The sequence below is a fragment of the uncultured Stenotrophomonas sp. genome, from assembly GCF_913778665.1.
GTDB lineage: Bacteria > Pseudomonadota > Gammaproteobacteria > Xanthomonadales > Xanthomonadaceae > Stenotrophomonas.
Map to the genome: position 1 here is coordinate 524,510 of NZ_CAJYVQ010000002.1, position 17,350 is coordinate 541,859.

Below are 17,350 nucleotides of genomic sequence, written 5' to 3' on the forward strand. Positions count from 1 at the left end.
CGACGGGGGGATTCGTCGCCGGGGTCGGGAAGCGCTGGAGTGCCCGGTCAGGGTAGCGAGGGCAGGGGGAGGCGACAAGGACTTGACGGTACGTCGATTGCGCGAATGCCACCGGGCATGGCCCGGCGGCTGTTCAGGCGATCGTGGCGGCCTGCAGGCGCTCACGTACCGGCGCAAAGCTGCGCCGGTGCTCGTCACAGGGGCCGTGCGTGCGCAGCGCGGCAAGGTGGGCCGGCGTGCCGTAGCCCTTGTGCTGCTCGAAGCCATACTGCGGGTGGCGGGCATGCACGTCCTGCATGTAGCGGTCGCGCGAGACCTTGGCCAGGATCGAGGCGGCCATGATCGCGCGGTCGAGGCCGTCGCCGCCGACCAGGGCCTGCGCCGGCAGCACCAGGCCCTTCGGCACCACGTTGCCGTCGATGCGGGCGAAGCCGGCCACGTGGGCCACCGCAGCGACCACCTCGCGCATACCTTGCAGGGTGGCCTGATAGATGTTCAGGCGGTCGATGGTGTCCGCGTCCACCAGCACCACATGCCAGGCCAGGGCCCGTTCGATGATGCGGTCGTGCAGCTGCTCGCGGCGCGCGGCGGTCAGCTGCTTGGAATCGTCCAGGCCATTGATGCGCGGGCGGGAGGGATCGAACACCACTGCCGCGACCGCGACCGGCCCCGCCAGCGGCCCACGGCCGGCCTCGTCTACGCCGGCAATCAGCCGCTCCGGCTCGATCACCGGCGCGCCATCGAACAGGGCCAGGCTGGCTGCAGCCGCGTTGCGGCGGCTCATGCTGCGGCCTGGTCGCGCATCAGCAGCTCGCCCACGGCGTCGGCGGCGCGTGCCGAGGCATTGCGACGCAGGCGCTCGTGCAGGCGTGCGTAGGTGCCCTGCAGGTCGGTTACCCGTTGCGGATGGTCGAACCACTGCTGGATGGCCGCCGCCAGTTTCTCCGGCGTGCAGTCGTGCTGCATCAGTTCCGGGGCCAGGTCCTGGCCGGCCAGGATGTTCGGCAGTGCGAAGCGGCTGACCTTGATCAGGCCCAGCGCCTTGACCAGGCGGTAGGTCAGCTCGTTGACGCGGTAGCCGACCACCATCGGCCGCTTGACCAGCATCGCCTCCAGGGTCGCGGTGCCGGAGGCCAGCACCACCACGTCGGCGGCGATCATCGCGGTGCGGGCCTGGCCATCAAGCACATGCGAGAAGGCCACCGGCAACGCCGAGCGTGACAGCTGCTCTTCGATCAGCCGCTTGCATGCCGCATTGGCGGCAGGTACCACCACGTGCAGGCCCGGGATGCGCTCGGAGACCTGCCAGGCCGCTTCGAAGAACGGTTCGCCCAGGCGCGAGATCTCGCCCAGGCGGCTGCCCGGCAGCACCGCCAGCACCTTGGCCGAGGTCGGCAGGCCGAGTGCCGCACGCGCTTCCTCGCGGTTGCCCAGCAGCGGGATGTCATCAGCCATCGGGTGGCCGACAAAGCGCGCGTCGATGCCATGCTTGGCATAGATCGGCGGTTCCATCGGGAACAGGCACAGCACCAGGTCGGCGCTGCTGCCGATCTTCTCGGCGCGCTTCTCGCGCCATGCCCAGACCGAGGGGCTGACGTAGTGCACCGTGCGCACGCCGCGCTGCTTCAGCCAGCGCTCGATGCCCAGGTTGAAATCGGGTGCGTCGATGCCGATGAACACGTCCGGCTGCCATTCCAGCGCACGCTGGCGGAACGCCGAGCGCAGCTTGAGCAGGCGCGGCAGGTGGCGCAGTACTTCGGTCAGGCCCATCACCGCCAGTTCGCTGGCATCGTGCCAAGTCTGGCAACCGGCGCTGCGCATGGCATCGCCGCCGATACCGGCGAACTCGGCATTCGGAAAGCGCGCCTTCAGCTCGCGCACCAGGCCGGCACCGAGCAGGTCGCCGGACGCTTCGCCGGCCACCAGCGCGATCCGCAACGGGCGGTCGCTCAGCACCCGCTGCGCAGGCACGCTGCCGGCCATCGAGGCCAGCGGAATCACCGCGGCGCCGGCCGGCGCCTGGCCGATCATGCTGCTCATCGCAGCAACGGCCGCTCGGCGTGTTCGATGAAGTCCAGCAGCGCCTTCACATCATCGCTGTCACGCGCCTGCTCGCTCAGCTGCTGCTTGGCCTCGGCCAGCGGCAGGCCCGCCACGTACAGGGTGCGGTAAGCGCGCTTGATAGCGGCGATGCGCTCGGCATCGAAGCCACGACGCTTCAGGCCCTCGCTGTTGATGCCGCGCGGACGGCCGAGCGAATCGGTGCCGACCATGGTGAATGGTGGCACGTCGCCATTGGTCAGCGCGCCCATGCCGAGGAAGGCATGCGCACCGATGCGGCAGAACTGGTGGGCACCGGCGAAGCCGCTGATGATCACGTAGTCGCCCACGGTGACGTGGCCGGCCAGGGTGGTGTTGTTGGAGAACACGCAGAAGTTGCCGACATGGCAGTCGTGCGCCACGTGCGTGTACGCCAGCATCCAGTTGTCGTTGCCGATGGTGGTGATGCCGCCGCCGCCGCCGGTGCCGCGGTTCAGGGTGACGAACTCGCGGAACACGTTGCGGTCGCCGATCACCAGTTCGGTGCGCTCACCGGCGTACTTCTTGTCCTGCGGTTCGCCGCCCACCGCGGCATGGCCGACGAAGCGGTTGTCGCGGCCGATCCGGGTCGGGCCATGGATGCTGCAATGGGGGCCGATCACCGTGCCGGCGCCGATGTCCACATCGGGGCCGATCAGGGTAAACGCGCCCACCTGCACGTCATCGGCCAGGCGCGCGGCCGGATCGATGACGGCGGTCGGGTGGATCCGTGGTGCGTTGTCAGTCATTGCTGCCTCCCGTGGATCAGCCCTTGGCGCCTGCGCACATGACCTCGGCCGAGGCAACGACTTCACCGTTGACCTTCGCTTCGCCGTAGTACCAGCCCATGTTGCGGATCAGGCGCCTCATCTGCACGTCCAGCATCAGCACGTCGCCGGGGACGACCTGCTTGTTGAAGCGGGCGTTTTCCACCTTGACCATGTAGAAGAGCTTGGACTGCGCATCGCGGCCGAGCGTCAGCTGCGTCATCACGCCTCCGGCCTGGGCCAGCGCTTCGATGATCAGCACGCCGGGCATGATCGGGCGGCCCGGGAAGTGGCCCTGGAAGAACGGCTCGTTGATGCTGACGTTCTTCTGCGCCAGGATGCGCTTGGCGTCGATGTCCAGTTCAAGCACCCGGTCCACCAGCAGGAACGGGTAACGGTGCGGGAGCAGTTCCTGGATCTGGCAGACGTCGATCGGAAGCTGCAGCGTGTCGTTCATTCTTTCTCCTTGCCAGCAGCCAGGACGCGGCGAGCCAATGCGTCCAGCTGCTTGAAGCGCGCGGCGTTCTTGCGCCACGTGCGGTTGTCGGTCAACGGGGTGCCGGACGAGTACTCGCCCGGCTCATGGATGGAATTGCGGACCACCGACTTGCCGGTGATTACGACCTTGTCGCAGATCTCGAGGTGGCCGACCACGCCGACGTGGCCGCCGAGCAGGCAGTAGCGCCCGATCTTGGCGCTGCCGGCGATGCCGGTGCAGCCGGCGATGGCCGAGTGCGCGCCGATCTGCACGTTGTGCGCGATCTGCACCAGGTTGTCCAGGCGCACGTCCTCGTCCAGCACGGTGTCTTCCAGCGCGCCGCGGTCGACGCAGGTATTGGCGCCGATTTCGCAGTCGTCGCCGATGCGCACGCCGCCGAGCTGCGGCACCTTGATCCACTTGCCGGCGTCCATCGCCAGGCCGAAGCCATCGGCGCCGAGCACGGCGCCGGGGTGGACGCGCACGCGCTTGCCGAGCTTGACCCGGGTGACCAGGGTGACCCGGGCGATCAGCTCGCAGCCGCTGTCCAGGCTGCAGTCCTCGCCGATCACGCTGCCGGGGCCGATGATGCAGTTCTCACCGACCACGCTGCGCGCGCCGATCGAGACGAACGGGCCGATGTGGGCGCTGGCGGCGACCTGGGCGCTGGGATCGATGACGGCGCTGGGGTGGACGCCCGGCGGGCGGGTCGGCGCGATGTCGAACAACGCGGCGATCTTGGCGAAGGTGGTGTACGGATCCTTGGCCACGAGCGCAGCGCCGGGGGCGGCCTCGGCGTCTTCGGCACGCAGCACGACCAGCGCGGCCTGGCTGTCGGCCAGCTGGGCGCGGTAGCGCGGGTTGGCGAGGAAAGTCAGCTGGCCAGGACCGGCATGGGCGAGGGTGGCCACGCCATGGATGGCGATGGCGGGGTCGCCATGGACCTGCAGGCCGAACTGCTCGGCGAGTTGCTGGGCGGTGTAGGTGGGAGTATTCACGGCGGGAGTTTAACGTGTGACGCCATTGCGGTCATGCGGGGGCGGCGGGGCCGGGGGGCGGGGCACTGGGAGCCGCTCGCATCGGGCTTCATGACGGACCACTGGCCTGCGTACGTTGGAGCGCGCGTGGTTCATGTCGGAAGGTGATTGTTCCGAGCACCCTGGATCACCTTGGACGTGGGAATCTGATTGCGAAAGCACCGCTGATGCAGTCTTCCTCGAATTTACAGGCAATCCCGTCTGAGGTTTATGGGGTGGAAGCGATATCTAGTGACGTTGTTGATTATTTAATTTATATGGTCGAATAGTCATTCAGTTGTTTTCGCGACAGCTGAAGTCGTGATCGCTGATTGATGAGATGAGGTATGATTTTCTTCACGCTTTTTATGATTTGCGAAATTTCGTAGAATCCGGCGAGTCGGTCTCATCTGCCATTTTTAGTGCCTGTTAGCATTGGTTCTGCGGACGCCATGTTCGCATCCTATGAAAATGGAGCATTTCATGAAGCGTTGCATTATTGGATTTTTGCTTGCTTTGGGGGCGGGCAATGGCTTTGCTCAGGATGGATATTCTGATGGGGCGATGCACGGAGCTGCGGCTGAGCTGGATTCCTCGCTAGCAGTTCCGCCAGGGGTTGTGCTGAGGGAGATCTTTCGTATCACTCGGCCTTCGACCAATACGCATGTAACAAATTTCTATTGGCCCCGGGGGTGGGAGGATATTGGATACGTCATGGAGGGATCCTTGGGGTTCATTTCGGCAGTACCCTTCGAAAACAGCGTTCTGATTAGAAATTGTGTTGGCCCCCATCCTTGGAACTATTTCACATCATCAGACCCGAACTGCGAGGCAGCTTCGGGGGGTGTTGTTCTGCCTGGGGACTGGAATATCGGTTACATCTCGACGGTTCAGCTTCCGGGAACAATTCCTTTGTATCGCTGCAGCTTTGTCTGGGAGAGGAAGCTTCGCCACTTTGACACCCATCAGATGGATTGTGAGGGGGCCGTGGATTCTCACAATGACGGCCCCGTGGGATATGTATTTCTCTAGCATCATTCATGCCGCCACGTTCGTTTTCGGCTGAAGCAAATCTGGCTTGAGAGGCGAATGATGAGCCTGACCTGAAACAGGAACGCCGGGCTTGATCCGGCGTTCTTGCATTCGTTGGAAGCTGTTTAAAGCAGTTCGTCAGAACTGCCCGCCGAACGTGAACTGCAGCCGTTCGATCTTGTCGCCGTCTTCCTTCTTCAGCGGGAAGGCGTAGCTGATCGAGATCGGGCCGACCGGCGCGCGCCACAGCAGGGCCACACCGGAAGACACGCGCAGCTCGTTGGCCTTGAAGTTCTTGGTGCCGTTGTAGACGTTACCGAAGTCGACGAAGGCCGAGACACGGGCCGACGGGCTGTCGAACAGGCGCGGGAAGTAGGCTTCGACCGAACCGACGGTCTTCAGCGAACCACCCAGCGGCTGGCCTTCCGGATAGCCCTGGGTCACTTCACGGGGGCCGAGGGTGTTGTCCTCGAAGCCACGCACCGAGTTGGTACCACCGGCGTAGAAGTTCTCGAAGAACGGCAGGCCGCTGGCGGTGACGGTACGGGTGGTGCCGTCCGCGTTGGTGATCGTACGGGTGTAGTCCTTGCCATAGGCGTCGCCGTAACCCACTTCAGCGCGGGTGTTGATCACCAGCGACGGCATGATCGGCCAGTACTTGCTGATCTGGTAGTTCAGCTTGTAGTACTCGATGGTCGAGCCTGGCAGCGTGGTCTCCAGGCCAACGCGCTGGTAGGTACCGCGGGTCGGCATGAAGTAGTCGTTGCGCGAGTCGCGCGCCCAGCCCAGTTCCGTGCGCCAGGCATGGAAGGTGCGGGTGCCGACGGCATCGATGTAATCGATGATCGAGTCCGGCGTCGAGTTGCGATACGTGGTGATCTGGTTGCTGTCGATGCCGAACATCAGCGAGACGGTATCGGTCTCGGTCAGCGGCACGCCGAACACCACCTGCGCCGAGCCATTGGTGCTGTTGTACTGCGCGGTGTTGAAGTCGGAGTAGTCCAGTTCGCGCCAGGACAGGTTGTAGCCCAGCGACACGCCGTCGTCGGTGAAGTACGGGTTGGTGTAGCTGAAGCCGTAGCGCTGCAGGTAGCTGCTGCGCGAGGCTTCGACCGACACGCGGTTGCCGCCGCCGAGGAAGTTGTTCTGCGACAGCTGCACCGAGGTGGTCATGCCGTAGGACTGCGAGTAGCCCAGGCCGAACACGAAGCTGCCGGAAGTGGTTTCCTTGACGTTGTAGACGACGTCGACCTGGTCGTTGCTGCCGCTGACGGCCGGAGTTTCGACGTCCACCGACTCAAAGTAGCCCAGGCGCTGCAGGCGGATCTTGGAGCGGTCGATCGCGGCCTGCGAGTACCAGCTGTTCTCGAACTGGCGCATTTCGCGACGCATCACTTCGTCGGAGGTGCGGGTGTTGCCGCGGAACAGGATGCGGCGCACCGACACGCGCGGGCCGGGAACGACCTGCATGTTGATGGCCACGGTCTGGTCGGCGCGATTGGTGGTCGGGATCGGGTTCACCTTGGCGAACGCGTAGCCGATGTTGGACAGCGAGTTGGTGATGGTGTCCGAGCTGAACTCCAGCAGCGCACGCGAGAACGTGTCGCCGGACTTCTGGATCACCATGCGCTCGACGTCCTCCTGCGGGAGGATGGTGTCGCCGCTGACCTTGATCTCGGAGATCTTGTACTGCGCACCCTCGGTCACACCCGCGGTGAGGAACATGTCGCGCTTGTCGGGGCTGATCGAGACCTGGGTGGAATCGATGCTGAAGTCGACGTAGCCGCGGTCCAGGTACCAGGAGTTGAGCTTTTCCAGGTCGCCGGACAGCTTTTCCTTGGAGTACTGGTCGTCACGGCGGTACCACGACGCCCAGTTGTGCTCCTTGGATTCCCAGGTTTCCAGGATGTCCTTGCTCTCGAACTTCTCGGTACCGACCAGGTTGACGTGGCGGATCTTGGCCGCCTTGCCTTCCTTGATGGTGATCGCGATGTCGACGCGGTTGCGGTCCAGCGGGCTCACGGTCGGGGTGATCTCGACGGTGTACTTGCCACGGTCGTTGTACTGGCGGCGCAGTTCCTGGGTGACGCGGTCCAGGCTCAGGCGGTCGAAGGTGCCACCCTCGGTCAGGCCGATGTCGGACAGGCCCTTCAGCAGCTGCTCGGACTTGATGTCCTTGTTGCCGGTCACGGTCAGCTTGTTGATCGCCGGGCGTTCCTTGACCGTCACCACCAGGATGTTGCCCTGGCGGTCCAGCTGCACGTCTTCGAAGAAGCCGGTCTTGTACAGGGCGCGGATGGTCTCGCCGACCTTGTTGTCGGTGAGGGTCTCGCCACGTTCCACCGGCAGGTAGGTGAATACCGTACCCGAGCTGATGCGCTGCAGGCCGTCGACGCGGATGTCGCTGACAGTGAAGGGCTCGGCTGCCTGGGCCAGGGCGGGAGCGCCGGTGACGGCGGCGAGGGCGAGGGCCAGCAGGCGGCGATTGGGGAGTCGCGTCATGTCACGTCCGGTAGGAAGGTCGATTTCATTGGTGCGGGATGCCGACGCTGTAGACGGCAACAACGTGGAAAAGTTCATCGCGGGACCAGGCCGAGGATGTCGTTGTAGAACGCCAACCCCATCAGCCCGGCCAGCAACGCCAAGCCGATGTATTGGCCGGCGGCGATGGCACGCTCGCTCAGCGGGCTGCCCTTGACCAACTCGATAAGGTAATACAGCAGGTGGCCGCCGTCCAAGATCGGGATCGGCAACAGGTTGATGATGCACAGGCTGAGGGACAGCAGGGCAAGGAACTGCAGGAACCAGTCGAGGCCGCGCTTGGCCGATACATTGGCCACGCGGGCGATGGTGACCGGCCCGGAAACGTTCTGCAGCGAGGCTTTGCCGGTGACGATGCGGCCCATCATGCCCAGCGAATCGGCGGCCAGGCGACCGGTTTCGCGCACCGCCACGGTGACCGCGTCCAGCGGCCCGTAGCGCAGCAGGGTGTCGTAGGCGGGGCTGTAGGAGGTGGGGAAGCCGACGCCGATCTGCCAGACCGGGTTGCCCTTGCCATCCTTGCCCTGTCGAGGCGTGACTTCCAGTGCCAGCCGTTCACCGCCGCGCAGGACCTCGATCATGCCGGGGCCGCCGGCGCGGCCGAGCGTCTGGATCTCGCCGATCACCTGGTCGACGCTGTCGATGCGCTGGCCGTCGATCGCCACGATCAGGTCGCCCGGCTGCAGCAGCCCGCTCACCACCGAATCGGCGGTGAGCGAGTCGACCTGCGCCGGTTGCAGCCACGACTGCCAGTACAGCCCGGCCAGGATCGGCACCCGGCGTTCATCGAAGCCAGCCGGCAGCTGCGACAGCGGCAGGGTGCGCACGCGCACCTGGTCGGCCGGGTCGAGCACTTCCAGCTTCACGTCACGGCGGTCCATCGCGGCAGCGGTCAGCGCCATGCTGGCCTCGCCGAGGGTGGCCACTTGGCGGTCATCCACGCGCAGCACGCGGTCGCCGCTGACCAGGCCGGCGCTGGCGGCGATGCCGTCGACCCGGCCGATGGTCGGCGAGTAGTCCTGCTTGCCGATCACGAACATCGCCCACAGCAGCAGGATGCACAGCAGCAGGTTGGCGATCGGCCCGGCAGCGACGATGGCGATGCGCTGCCACACGGTCTTGTGATTGAAGGCCTGGCCGCGTTCGTGCGGATGGACTTCAACCTCGCGTTCATCGAGGAACTTCACATAGCCGCCCAGCGGAATCGCGGCGATGGCGAACTCGGTCCCATGCTTGTCGCGGCGCGACCACAGCGGGCGGCCGAAGCCGACCGAGAAGCGCAGGATCTTGACCCCGCACAGGCGCCCGACCCAGTAATGCCCGAATTCGTGGAATGTGACCAGCAGCCCGAGACTGACGATCATCCACCAGACCGATCCGATGAAGTCAGTCATGCAGGCTCACATTGGCGGGCAAGGGCGGCGGCGTCATGCTGTGCGGAGGCGGTCGTTCAGGCGGCGTCGATGGCGTTCAGGGTCAACTGGCGTGCCCGCTGGTCGGCGGACAACAGGACCTCCAGTGTATCGGCTGCTTGGGTCGGCAGTGTTGAAAGAGCGTTAGCAACCAGCTCCGGGATGGTCAGGAAACCGATCCGGCCCTGAAGAAACGCTGAAACCGCCTCTTCGTTGGCGGCGTTCAGCACCGCCGGTGCGGTACCGCCGGCCTGCATCGCCTGCCAGGCCAGCGCCAGGCACAGGAAGGCCTCGGTATCCGGGGCTTCGAAATCCAGCCGGCCCTGGGCCAGCAGGTCCAGCCCGGCCACGCCCGACTCGATCCGCTGGGGCCAGCCGAGGCCGACGGCCAGGGTGGTGCGCATGTCAGGCAGGCCCATCTGCGCCAGGGTGGAGCCGTCAACGAACTCGACCAGCGAATGCACCAGACTCTGCGGGTGCACCAGCACCTCGATGCGCTCGCCGGGCACCGCGAACAGGTGGTGTGCCTCGATGACTTCCAGGCCCTTGTTCATCAATGTCGCCGAATCGACCGAGATCTTCGGCCCCATCGACCACTTCGGGTGCGCCACCGCCTCTGCCGGGGTGACCTCGGCCAGCTCGGCGCGGCTGCGGCCGCGGAACGGGCCGCCGGAGGCGGTCAGCAGGATCCGGCGCACGCCGGCGCCGTCGAGGCTGGCGTCACGCGAGCGCAGGCACTGGAAGATCGCGCTGTGCTCGCTGTCGATCGGGATGATCTCGGCGCCGGCACGCTGGGCGGTGCGGGTCAGCAGTTCACCGGCCAGGACCAGCGATTCCTTGTTGGCCAGCAGGATCCGCTTGCCAGCGGCGGCGGCGGCCAGGGTGGAGGACAGCCCGGCGGCTCCGACAATCGCCGCGACGACGGTGTCACACACGTCACTGGCGGCCAGCTGGTCCAGCGCGGCATGGCCGGCATGCGCCTGGGTGGCCAGGCCGGCCTCGCGCAGGCCGTCGCGCAGCTCTGCGTACAGCGATTCATCGGCGATCACCGCATGCGCGGGGCGGTGCACGCGGCACAGTGCCAGCAGCGCCTGCACCTGGCGGCCGGCAGCCAGCACGGTGGCCTGGTAGCGCTGCGGATGGCGGGCGATCACGTCAAGCGTGGAGGCACCGATCGAGCCGGTGGCACCGAGCACGGCGACCCGGCGCAGGTCTGCGACAGCATTCATGGTCAGAACCCGAAGATTTCCTTGCCCAGCGCGAACACCGGAACGGCGGCGAGGACGCCGTCGACGCGGTCGAGCACGCCGCCATGGCCCGGGATCAGGTTGCCCGAATCCTTGGCACCGGCGTGGCGCTTGATCAGGCTTTCGAACAGATCACCCAGCACCGAGGCGAACACCGCGACCACCGACGTGATCAGCAGGCCCGGTACGTGGGCGGCGTCGATGCCCGCCAGCCAGCCCAGGCCGACGGCCACGGCGACACCGGCCAGCAGGCCACCGAACAGACCTTCCCAGGTCTTGTTGGGGCTGATGCGCGGGGCCAGCTTGTGCCTGCCGAAGCGGCGGCCGGCGAAATAGGCGCCCGAATCGGCCGCCCACACCAGTGCCAGCGCGGCCAGCAGCCACAGGTGGCCCTGCCTGCCCGGCGGATCGCCGCCGGCATGGATCAACACCAGCGCGGCCCAGGCCGGAACGATGGCCAGGGTGCCGGCCAGCATCTTGACGATGCGCGAGGGCGCCGTCGGCTGTGCGCCGAAGTTGAAGAAGCGCAGCCAGACCAGCGCTGCCAGCCACCAGGCGACACCGGCCAGCGTGGTGATCTGGAACAACACCAGGGTGCTGCCATCGGCCCACACCAGCAGCACCATCAGCAGCAGGTTCAGCACCAGCAGCACTGTGCGCGCGAGGGTGTCTTCGATGCCGGCCAGCTTCAGCCATTCCCACAGGCCGATCAGCAGCACCGCTGCGGCGGCGGCGGCCAGCCATTGCGTGGGCAGCAGCAGGATCGCGGCAATGGCAACCGGCGCCATGATCAGCGCGGCGAGGACTCGGGTCTTGGTCATTGGCTGGAGGTCTCGGTGGCCAGGGCGGCGATCTGGGCGCTGGTCAGGCCGAAGCGACGCTCGCGGCTGCCGTAGGCGTCCAGCGCCTGCTGCAGCAGATCGGCATCGAAGTCCGGCCACAGGGCCTCGGTGAACCACAGCTCGGTATAGGCCAGCTGCCACAGCAGGAAGTTGCTGATGCGGGTATCGCCACCGGTGCGGATGAACAGATCCGGCGGCGGCAGGTCGGCCAGGGCGACCTGGCGGCCCAGCAGCGATTCGTCGATCTGTTCGGGCAGCAGGCGGCCGGCGGCGACTTCGGCAGCCAGCGCGCGCGCGGCACGGGCGATGTCCTGGCGGCCGCCGTAACTGGCAGCAATCGACAGGGTCAGCGTGGTGTTGTCGGCGGTACGTTGTTCGGCCAGCTGCATGCGGCTGACCAGGCCGGCGCCGAAGCGCTCGCGTTCGCCGATGAAGCGCACGCGCACGCCGCGACGGTGCAGCTCGTCCACTTCGCGGTCGAGCGCGCCGAGGAACAGCTTCATCAGGGCATCGACTTCTTCCTGCGGGCGGCCCCAGTTCTCGCTGGAGAACGCGAACAGGGTCAGCGCCGGAATGCCCAGTTCAAGGCAGCGCTCGATGGTGCGGTTGACCGCGCGCGCGCCGGCACGATGGCCGATCACGCGCGGGCGACGACGCTGCTGTGCCCAGCGCCCGTTGCCATCCATGATGATGGCAACGTGGCGGGGCAGGGCGGCCGGCAACGGAGGCGGGACTGAAGGCATCGACTTCAGACCGACAGCAGTTCTTTTTCCTTGTCGGCAACGACCTTGTCGACGTCCTTGATGTTGGCGTCGGTCAGCTTCTGGATGTCGTCTTCGCCGCGCTTCTTCTCGTCTTCGCTGATCGCCTTGTCCTTGACCAGCTTGGCGATTTCCTTGTTCGCGTCCTGACGGATGTTGCGGATCGCGATCTTGGCGCCTTCGCCTTCCTTCTGCACCTGCTTGACCAGCTCCTTGCGGCGCTCTTCGGTCGGCGGCGGCATGTTGATGCGGATCGAGGTGCCCAGGGTGTTCGGAGTGAACTCAGCGTTGTAGAGCCCCTTTTCGATCTCCTTGATCATGCCCTTGTCGAAGGGCGTGACCAGCAGCGAGTGCGCGTCGGCGTTGGAGACCGAGGCCACCTGGTTCAGCGGGGTGCTGGCGTTGCCGTAGGCATTGACCATCACGCGGTCCAGCAGGGCTGGCGTGGCTCGCCCGGTCCGGATGGAGGTGAGGGTGTGCTTCAGAGCGTCGATGCTCTTGGCCATGCGCGTCTGCGCGTTGTTCTTGATGTCGTTGAGCATCGCCCGGTCCTGGATGTATCTGGAATCGGGCGATTATAGGCGAATATGGGACGCTGCCGGGCCTGAATCGGCCCTGGCGTCGCCTTGCGCTCAGGCTCAGGCCGGATCGCGGCCCTGCACCAGGGTGCCGATGTTGGCGCCATTGAGGATCTTCAGCAGCTCGCCCGGCTGGCCCATGTCGAACACGCGCATCGGCAGGTCGCTGTCGCGGGCAAGCGCGAAGGCGGCGGTGTCCATCACTTCCAGGCCGCGACGGATCACTTCGTCGTAGCTCAGGCTGTCGAAGCGGACCGCGTCGCTGTGCTTGTTCGGATCCTTGTCGTACACGCCGTCGACCTTGGTTGCCTTCAGCAGCAGGTCGGCACCGATCTCGATCGCGCGCAGCGCAGCGCCGGAATCGGTGGTGAAGAACGGGCTACCGACGCCGGCAGCGAAGATCACCAGGCGGCCCTTTTCCAGGTGGCGGATGGCGCGGCGGCGGATATAGTCCTCGCACACGTCGTTGATCTTGATCGCGCTCATCACGCGGGCCTTGGCCCCCAGCTTTTCGAGGGCATCCTGCATGGCCAGAGCGTTGATGACCGTGGCCAGCATGCCCATCTGGTCGCCGGTGACGCGGTCCATGCCGCCTGCGGCCAGGCCGGCGCCGCGGAAGATGTTGCCGCCGCCGATCACCAGGGCCACTTCGGCACCGGCCTGCTGGGCCTCGATGACTTCACGGGCCAGGCGGTTGATGATCTTCGGGTCGATGCCGTAGTCCTCATCTCCCATCAGCGCCTCCCCGGACAGTTTCAGAAGGATGCGGCGATAGGCGAGCTTGGACATAGGGACCTCGGGTGCGTGGAAATCGCGGGCGATTCTACGCGCATGCGGCGTTGGGCCAAAGTGTTTTGTGCACTGCGGCGCAGAATCCAGCCATTCGCCCCGGTCATGCGGGGCCTCCCGTTCAGCCCAGCTCGGCGCTGGCCGTTGCCGACAGCTCGTCGTGGCCGAGGGCGCCCGGGGAGCGGGCGATCACCCGGTTGCGGCCCAGGTTCTTGGAGCGGTACAGCACGTCATCGGCCGCACGCAGCAGGTCCTGCACGTCGGCGAAGCGCTCATAACCGCCCTGGGTGGCGACACCGGCGGAGAAGGTGACGAACAGCGGTCCGCCCTCCAGTTCGGCCATCGGCGTGGCGACGATGTTGGCCAGTACCCGGCGGATGACGTCCAGGGCTACCGTCTCGCTGGTGTTGGGCAGCAGCGCGACGAACTCCTCGCCGCCGAAACGGGCCACGGTGTCGCTGTTGCGCAGCTGGCCCTGCAGCTTGCCGGCGAAGGCGCGCAGCACCTCGTCGCCGGTCAGGTGGCCATGCGCGTCATTGATCTTCTTGAAGTCGTCCAGGTCGATGAAGGCCACCGACAGCGGCCAGCCCTGGCGGCCGGCGCGCAGGAATTCCTGCTCCAGCACGGCTTCCAGCTGGCGGCGGTTGAGCACGCCGGTCAGTGCATCGCGATGGGCCTGGTCGGCCAACCGCTTGGCACGCGCCTCGAATTCGTCAGCACGACGGCGTGCCTGTTCAGCATCCTGCAGTTCGCGCAGGTTGCGCAGGGTGGCCAGCTCCTGCGCATGGTCGATCAGCTCGCGCACGCGCAACGGCGAATTCAGGCCGGCCTCGAACAGGCTGGCGATGTCCGGCAGGGCGTCGCTGATGCGGGCCAGCACCTGGTCGAAGCGTGCGCTGTCCAGTTCCAGGCCGTCATGGACCTGCTGCAGGGCACGCTCGCGCGCGGCGTCGGCATCCTCGTCCAGCCAGATGTCGGCCACGGCCCCGGACAGCTGCACGCAGGCCTGGAATGGCGAGTCGGCGGCGTCATCGTCCTCGCTGTGGCGGATGCTCTCCACCAGGTAGCGCGGCAGGCCCCACTGCTCGGCCACCCAGGCGCCGACGTCGGCGTGGCTGCAGCCCAGTTCGTCGCGCTCGCGCGCGACCAGGTCGGGGTTGTCGCGCGCTTCGCGCAGCAGTGGCAGGTAGCGTTCGGCCTCGGCCTGGGCCAGGCACAGTACGCCCAGATCCTGCAGCAGGCCGGCCAGCATCAGCTCCTCCAGGCGGCGCAGGCCGCGGGCCTGGCCGAGCTGGCTGGCGGCAAGGGCGCTGAGGATGCTGCGCTTCCAGGCACGCTGGCGCAGGTCGTGGTCGGCACCGCTGCCACCGGTCAGGCCCTGGGTAACGGTAAAGCCAAGCGCGAGGCTGATGGTGGCATTCAGACCGAGCATGGTCAGCGCCTGGCCGAGGTTCTCGATCCGGCGCCGGCTGGCGTACAGCGGCGAATTGGCGATACGCAGCATGCGAGCGCTCAGTGCCATGTCGATGGCGATGATGTCGGCGGCGGTGGCGATGTCCGCTTCCGGGTCCTGGGCCAGTTCGATGATGCGCAGGGCAATACCGGGTGGCGAGGGCAGGTTGCGGCAGAGCGCCAGGGCAGCTGTCAGCTCGGGAGGCATGTCGGGTCGTTCAATTCCATTGGGACAAGAATACCTAGGAATGCATCACAGTCCGCGATTTTCGTTCCTGCTAAGTGACTGTTGATTCCTTGTGCCGAGTATCGGCTTGATTCGCGCGCAACGCAAAGCCCTCCGGCGCTGGTGTGCGCACCAACGGTGCGGACCCACTGGCCCGCCGGCACAAAAAAAAGAGCCGCGGTTTCCCGCGGCTCCTTCTGGTCGCTTCACAGCCGGAAGGCTGGAATCAGACCTGCATCGCCTTGGCAACTTCGGCGGCGTAGTCTTCCACCACCTTCTCGATGCCTTCGCCGACGATCAGCAGCTTGAAGCCGGCCACGTCGGCGCCAGCGGCCTTGACCACCTGCTCGACGGTGGTGTCGCCCAGCACGTAGGTCTGGCCGTACAGGGTCACGTCGCTGACGATCTTGTTGATCTTGCCGCTGATGATCTTTTCCAGGATCTCGGCCGGCTTGGCGCGGTCCTTCTCGGACATCTTGGCCAGCTCGATTTCCTTTTCCTTCTCGACGAAGTCGGCCGGAACGTCCGCAGCCTTGTTGTGCGGCGGCTTCAGCGCGGCCACGTGCATGGCCAGGCCACGGGCCAGCTCGACGTCGCCGCCGACCAGATCGACCAGCACGCCGACCTTGCCGTTGGTGTGGACGTAGGCGCCGATGGTGTTGTTGCCATCGATCTTCACCATGCGGCGGATCTGGATGTTCTCACCCAGGGTCTGCACGGCCGTGGCGCGGGCTTCTTCAACGGTGCGGCCGTCGGCCAGCTTGGCAGCCTTCACGGCGTCCACGTCGTCGGCGCCCGATGCCAGGGCAGCGGCGGCGACGGCGTTGACGAAGGACTTGAAGTTGTCATCGTTGGCGACGAAGTCGGTTTCCGAGTTGACTTCGACCAGCACGGCCTTGCCGCCGTCCTGGGCCAGGCCCAGACGGCCTTCGGCGGCCACGCGGTCAGCCTTCTTGTCGGCCTTGGCAGCGCCGGACTTGCGCATGGCTTCAGCAGCAGCGTCGATGTCGCCGTTGGCTTCGGTGAGCGCCTTCTTGCATTCCATCATGCCGGCGCCAGTGCGCTCGCGCAGTTCCTTGACCAGGGAAGCAGTGATTTCCACGGGATTACCTCACGAAAGAAAGGGGTTGGGCCGGCATGGTGGCCGGCCCGTGTGACACGGTCCTGTCACGCGCCAAGGGCTGCGCGCAGGGAGGGTGGACGCCAGGCGTCCGCCCCGGGGCCTGGGATCAGGCCTGGGCGTCGTCGCCCTTCTTGGCAGCCTTCTTGGCCGGAGCGCGGCGGGCCGGCTTCTCTTCGCCTTCGGCAGCGGCTTCAGCGAACTCTTCCTCGCGCACCGAAGCGGCGTGCGGAGCAGCAGCCTTGCCTTCCAGCACGGCGTCAGCGGCTGCGCGCGAGTACAGCTGCACGGCACGGATGGCGTCGTCGTTGCCCGGGATGGCGTAGTCGACCAGTTCCGGGTTGTAGTTGGTGTCGACCACGGCGATGACCGGGATGCCCAGCTTCTTGGCTTCCTTGATCGCGATGTCTTCGTGGCCGATGTCGATCACGAAGATGGCGTCCGGCAGGCGGTTCATGTCCTTGATGCCGCCCAGCGAGGCTTCCAGCTTGTCGCGCTCGCGACGCAGGCCCAGCACTTCGTGCTTGACCAGCTTCTCGAAGGTACCGTCGGTTTCACCGGCTTCCAGTTCCTTCAGGCGGGCAACCGACTGCTTGACGGTACGGAAGTTGGTCAGGGTGCCGCCCAGCCAACGCTGGTTCATGAACGGCATGCCGCAACGCTCGGCTTCTTCCTTGATGGTTTCGCGGGCGCTGCGCTTGGTGCCCAGGAACAGGACGGTGCCGCGCTTCTGGGCCACCGACGAGATGAAGTTCATCGCGTCGTTGAACAGCGGGACGGTCTTTTCCAGGTTGATGATGTGGATCTTGCCGCGGGCGCCGAAGATGTACGGAGCCATCTTCGGGTTCCAGTAGCGGGTCTGGTGGCCGAAGTGGACGCCGGCTTCCAGCATCTGACGCATGGTGACCTGGGGCATTGCAATACTCCTGATATGGAACCAGCGATTCCGCCCGCGGGATTAGGTATGCGGGCGCATGGAAGCGCAATCGGTTCCGGGGTTGGGCTTCCCT

At 66.0% G+C, this 17,350-nt stretch carries 14 protein-coding genes and 1 pseudogene; all 15 read right to left on the reverse strand.

Going from position 1 to position 17,350, the window contains the following annotated elements:
* Positions 1-133: 133 nt before the first annotated feature.
* The 15 genes and pseudogenes from QZ853_RS03275 to rpsB all read right to left on the reverse strand — a co-directional run bounded on the left by QZ853_RS03275 (position 134) and on the right by rpsB (position 17,256).
* Positions 134-784: a ribonuclease HII gene (locus QZ853_RS03275; RefSeq protein ID WP_295570697.1), complete on the reverse strand. Its 651-nt coding sequence runs from the start codon at positions 782-784 to the stop codon at positions 134-136.
* Positions 781-1,950: pseudogene (lpxB, locus tag QZ853_RS03280) on the reverse strand (lipid-A-disaccharide synthase); the annotation flags it as partial. The gene QZ853_RS03275 and the pseudogene lpxB, both read right to left, overlap by 4 nt.
* Positions 1,951-2,036: 86 nt before the next feature.
* A complete protein-coding gene (gene lpxA, locus QZ853_RS03285) occupies positions 2,037-2,828 on the reverse strand; it encodes an acyl-ACP--UDP-N-acetylglucosamine O-acyltransferase (protein WP_295570698.1) in 792 nt (263 codons plus the stop codon).
* Between the two features lie 16 nt (positions 2,829-2,844).
* Positions 2,845-3,303, reverse strand: coding sequence for a 3-hydroxyacyl-ACP dehydratase FabZ (gene fabZ, locus QZ853_RS03290; RefSeq protein ID WP_164136383.1), 459 nt, complete (start codon positions 3,301-3,303; stop codon positions 2,845-2,847).
* Positions 3,300-4,322 (reverse strand): UDP-3-O-(3-hydroxymyristoyl)glucosamine N-acyltransferase, encoded by a 1,023-nt coding sequence (gene lpxD / locus QZ853_RS03295; protein ID WP_295570700.1) that lies wholly within the window; start codon positions 4,320-4,322, stop codon positions 3,300-3,302. Before lpxD ends, fabZ begins: the two co-directional genes overlap by 4 nt.
* 1,188 nt (positions 4,323-5,510) lie before the next feature.
* Positions 5,511-7,874 (reverse strand): outer membrane protein assembly factor BamA, encoded by a 2,364-nt coding sequence (bamA, locus tag QZ853_RS03300; protein ID WP_295570702.1) that lies wholly within the window; start codon positions 7,872-7,874, stop codon positions 5,511-5,513.
* Between the two features lie 74 nt (positions 7,875-7,948).
* Positions 7,949-9,307 carry an RIP metalloprotease RseP gene (gene rseP / locus QZ853_RS03305; protein ID WP_295570704.1) on the reverse strand — a complete coding sequence of 453 codons (1,359 nt, stop codon included), beginning with the start codon at positions 9,305-9,307 and terminating at the stop codon, positions 7,949-7,951.
* A 56-nt stretch (positions 9,308-9,363) separates the two neighbouring features.
* Positions 9,364-10,554, reverse strand: a complete 1,191-nt coding sequence (locus QZ853_RS03310; protein WP_295570706.1) for a 1-deoxy-D-xylulose-5-phosphate reductoisomerase — start codon at positions 10,552-10,554, stop codon at positions 9,364-9,366.
* 2 nt (positions 10,555-10,556) lie between these two features.
* Complete coding sequence (locus tag QZ853_RS03315) at positions 10,557-11,393, reverse strand: phosphatidate cytidylyltransferase (protein ID WP_295570708.1); 837 nt, start codon at positions 11,391-11,393, stop codon at positions 10,557-10,559.
* Positions 11,390-12,157, reverse strand: a complete 768-nt coding sequence (uppS, locus tag QZ853_RS03320) for a polyprenyl diphosphate synthase (RefSeq protein ID WP_295570710.1) — start codon at positions 12,155-12,157, stop codon at positions 11,390-11,392. The genes QZ853_RS03315 and uppS overlap by 4 nt, the downstream gene beginning before the upstream one ends.
* Before the next feature lie 5 nt (positions 12,158-12,162).
* Positions 12,163-12,717, reverse strand: a complete 555-nt coding sequence (gene frr, locus QZ853_RS03325; protein WP_295570712.1) for a ribosome recycling factor — start codon at positions 12,715-12,717, stop codon at positions 12,163-12,165.
* Positions 12,718-12,813: 96 nt separating this feature from the next.
* The gene (gene pyrH, locus QZ853_RS03330) at positions 12,814-13,542 is read right to left on the reverse strand and encodes a UMP kinase (RefSeq protein WP_005415854.1); all 729 of its coding nucleotides are present in this window, start codon (positions 13,540-13,542) and stop codon (positions 12,814-12,816) included.
* 121 nt (positions 13,543-13,663) lie between these two features.
* Positions 13,664-15,202 (reverse strand): GGDEF domain-containing protein, encoded by a 1,539-nt coding sequence (locus tag QZ853_RS03335; RefSeq protein WP_295570714.1) that lies wholly within the window; start codon positions 15,200-15,202, stop codon positions 13,664-13,666.
* Positions 15,203-15,446: 244 nt separating this feature from the next.
* Positions 15,447-16,322, reverse strand: coding sequence for a translation elongation factor Ts (gene tsf / locus QZ853_RS03340; protein ID WP_295570716.1), 876 nt, complete (start codon positions 16,320-16,322; stop codon positions 15,447-15,449).
* Between the two features lie 127 nt (positions 16,323-16,449).
* The gene (gene rpsB, locus QZ853_RS03345) at positions 16,450-17,256 is read right to left on the reverse strand and encodes a 30S ribosomal protein S2 (RefSeq protein WP_295570718.1); all 807 of its coding nucleotides are present in this window, start codon (positions 17,254-17,256) and stop codon (positions 16,450-16,452) included.
* Positions 17,257-17,350: the final 94 nt, after the last annotated feature.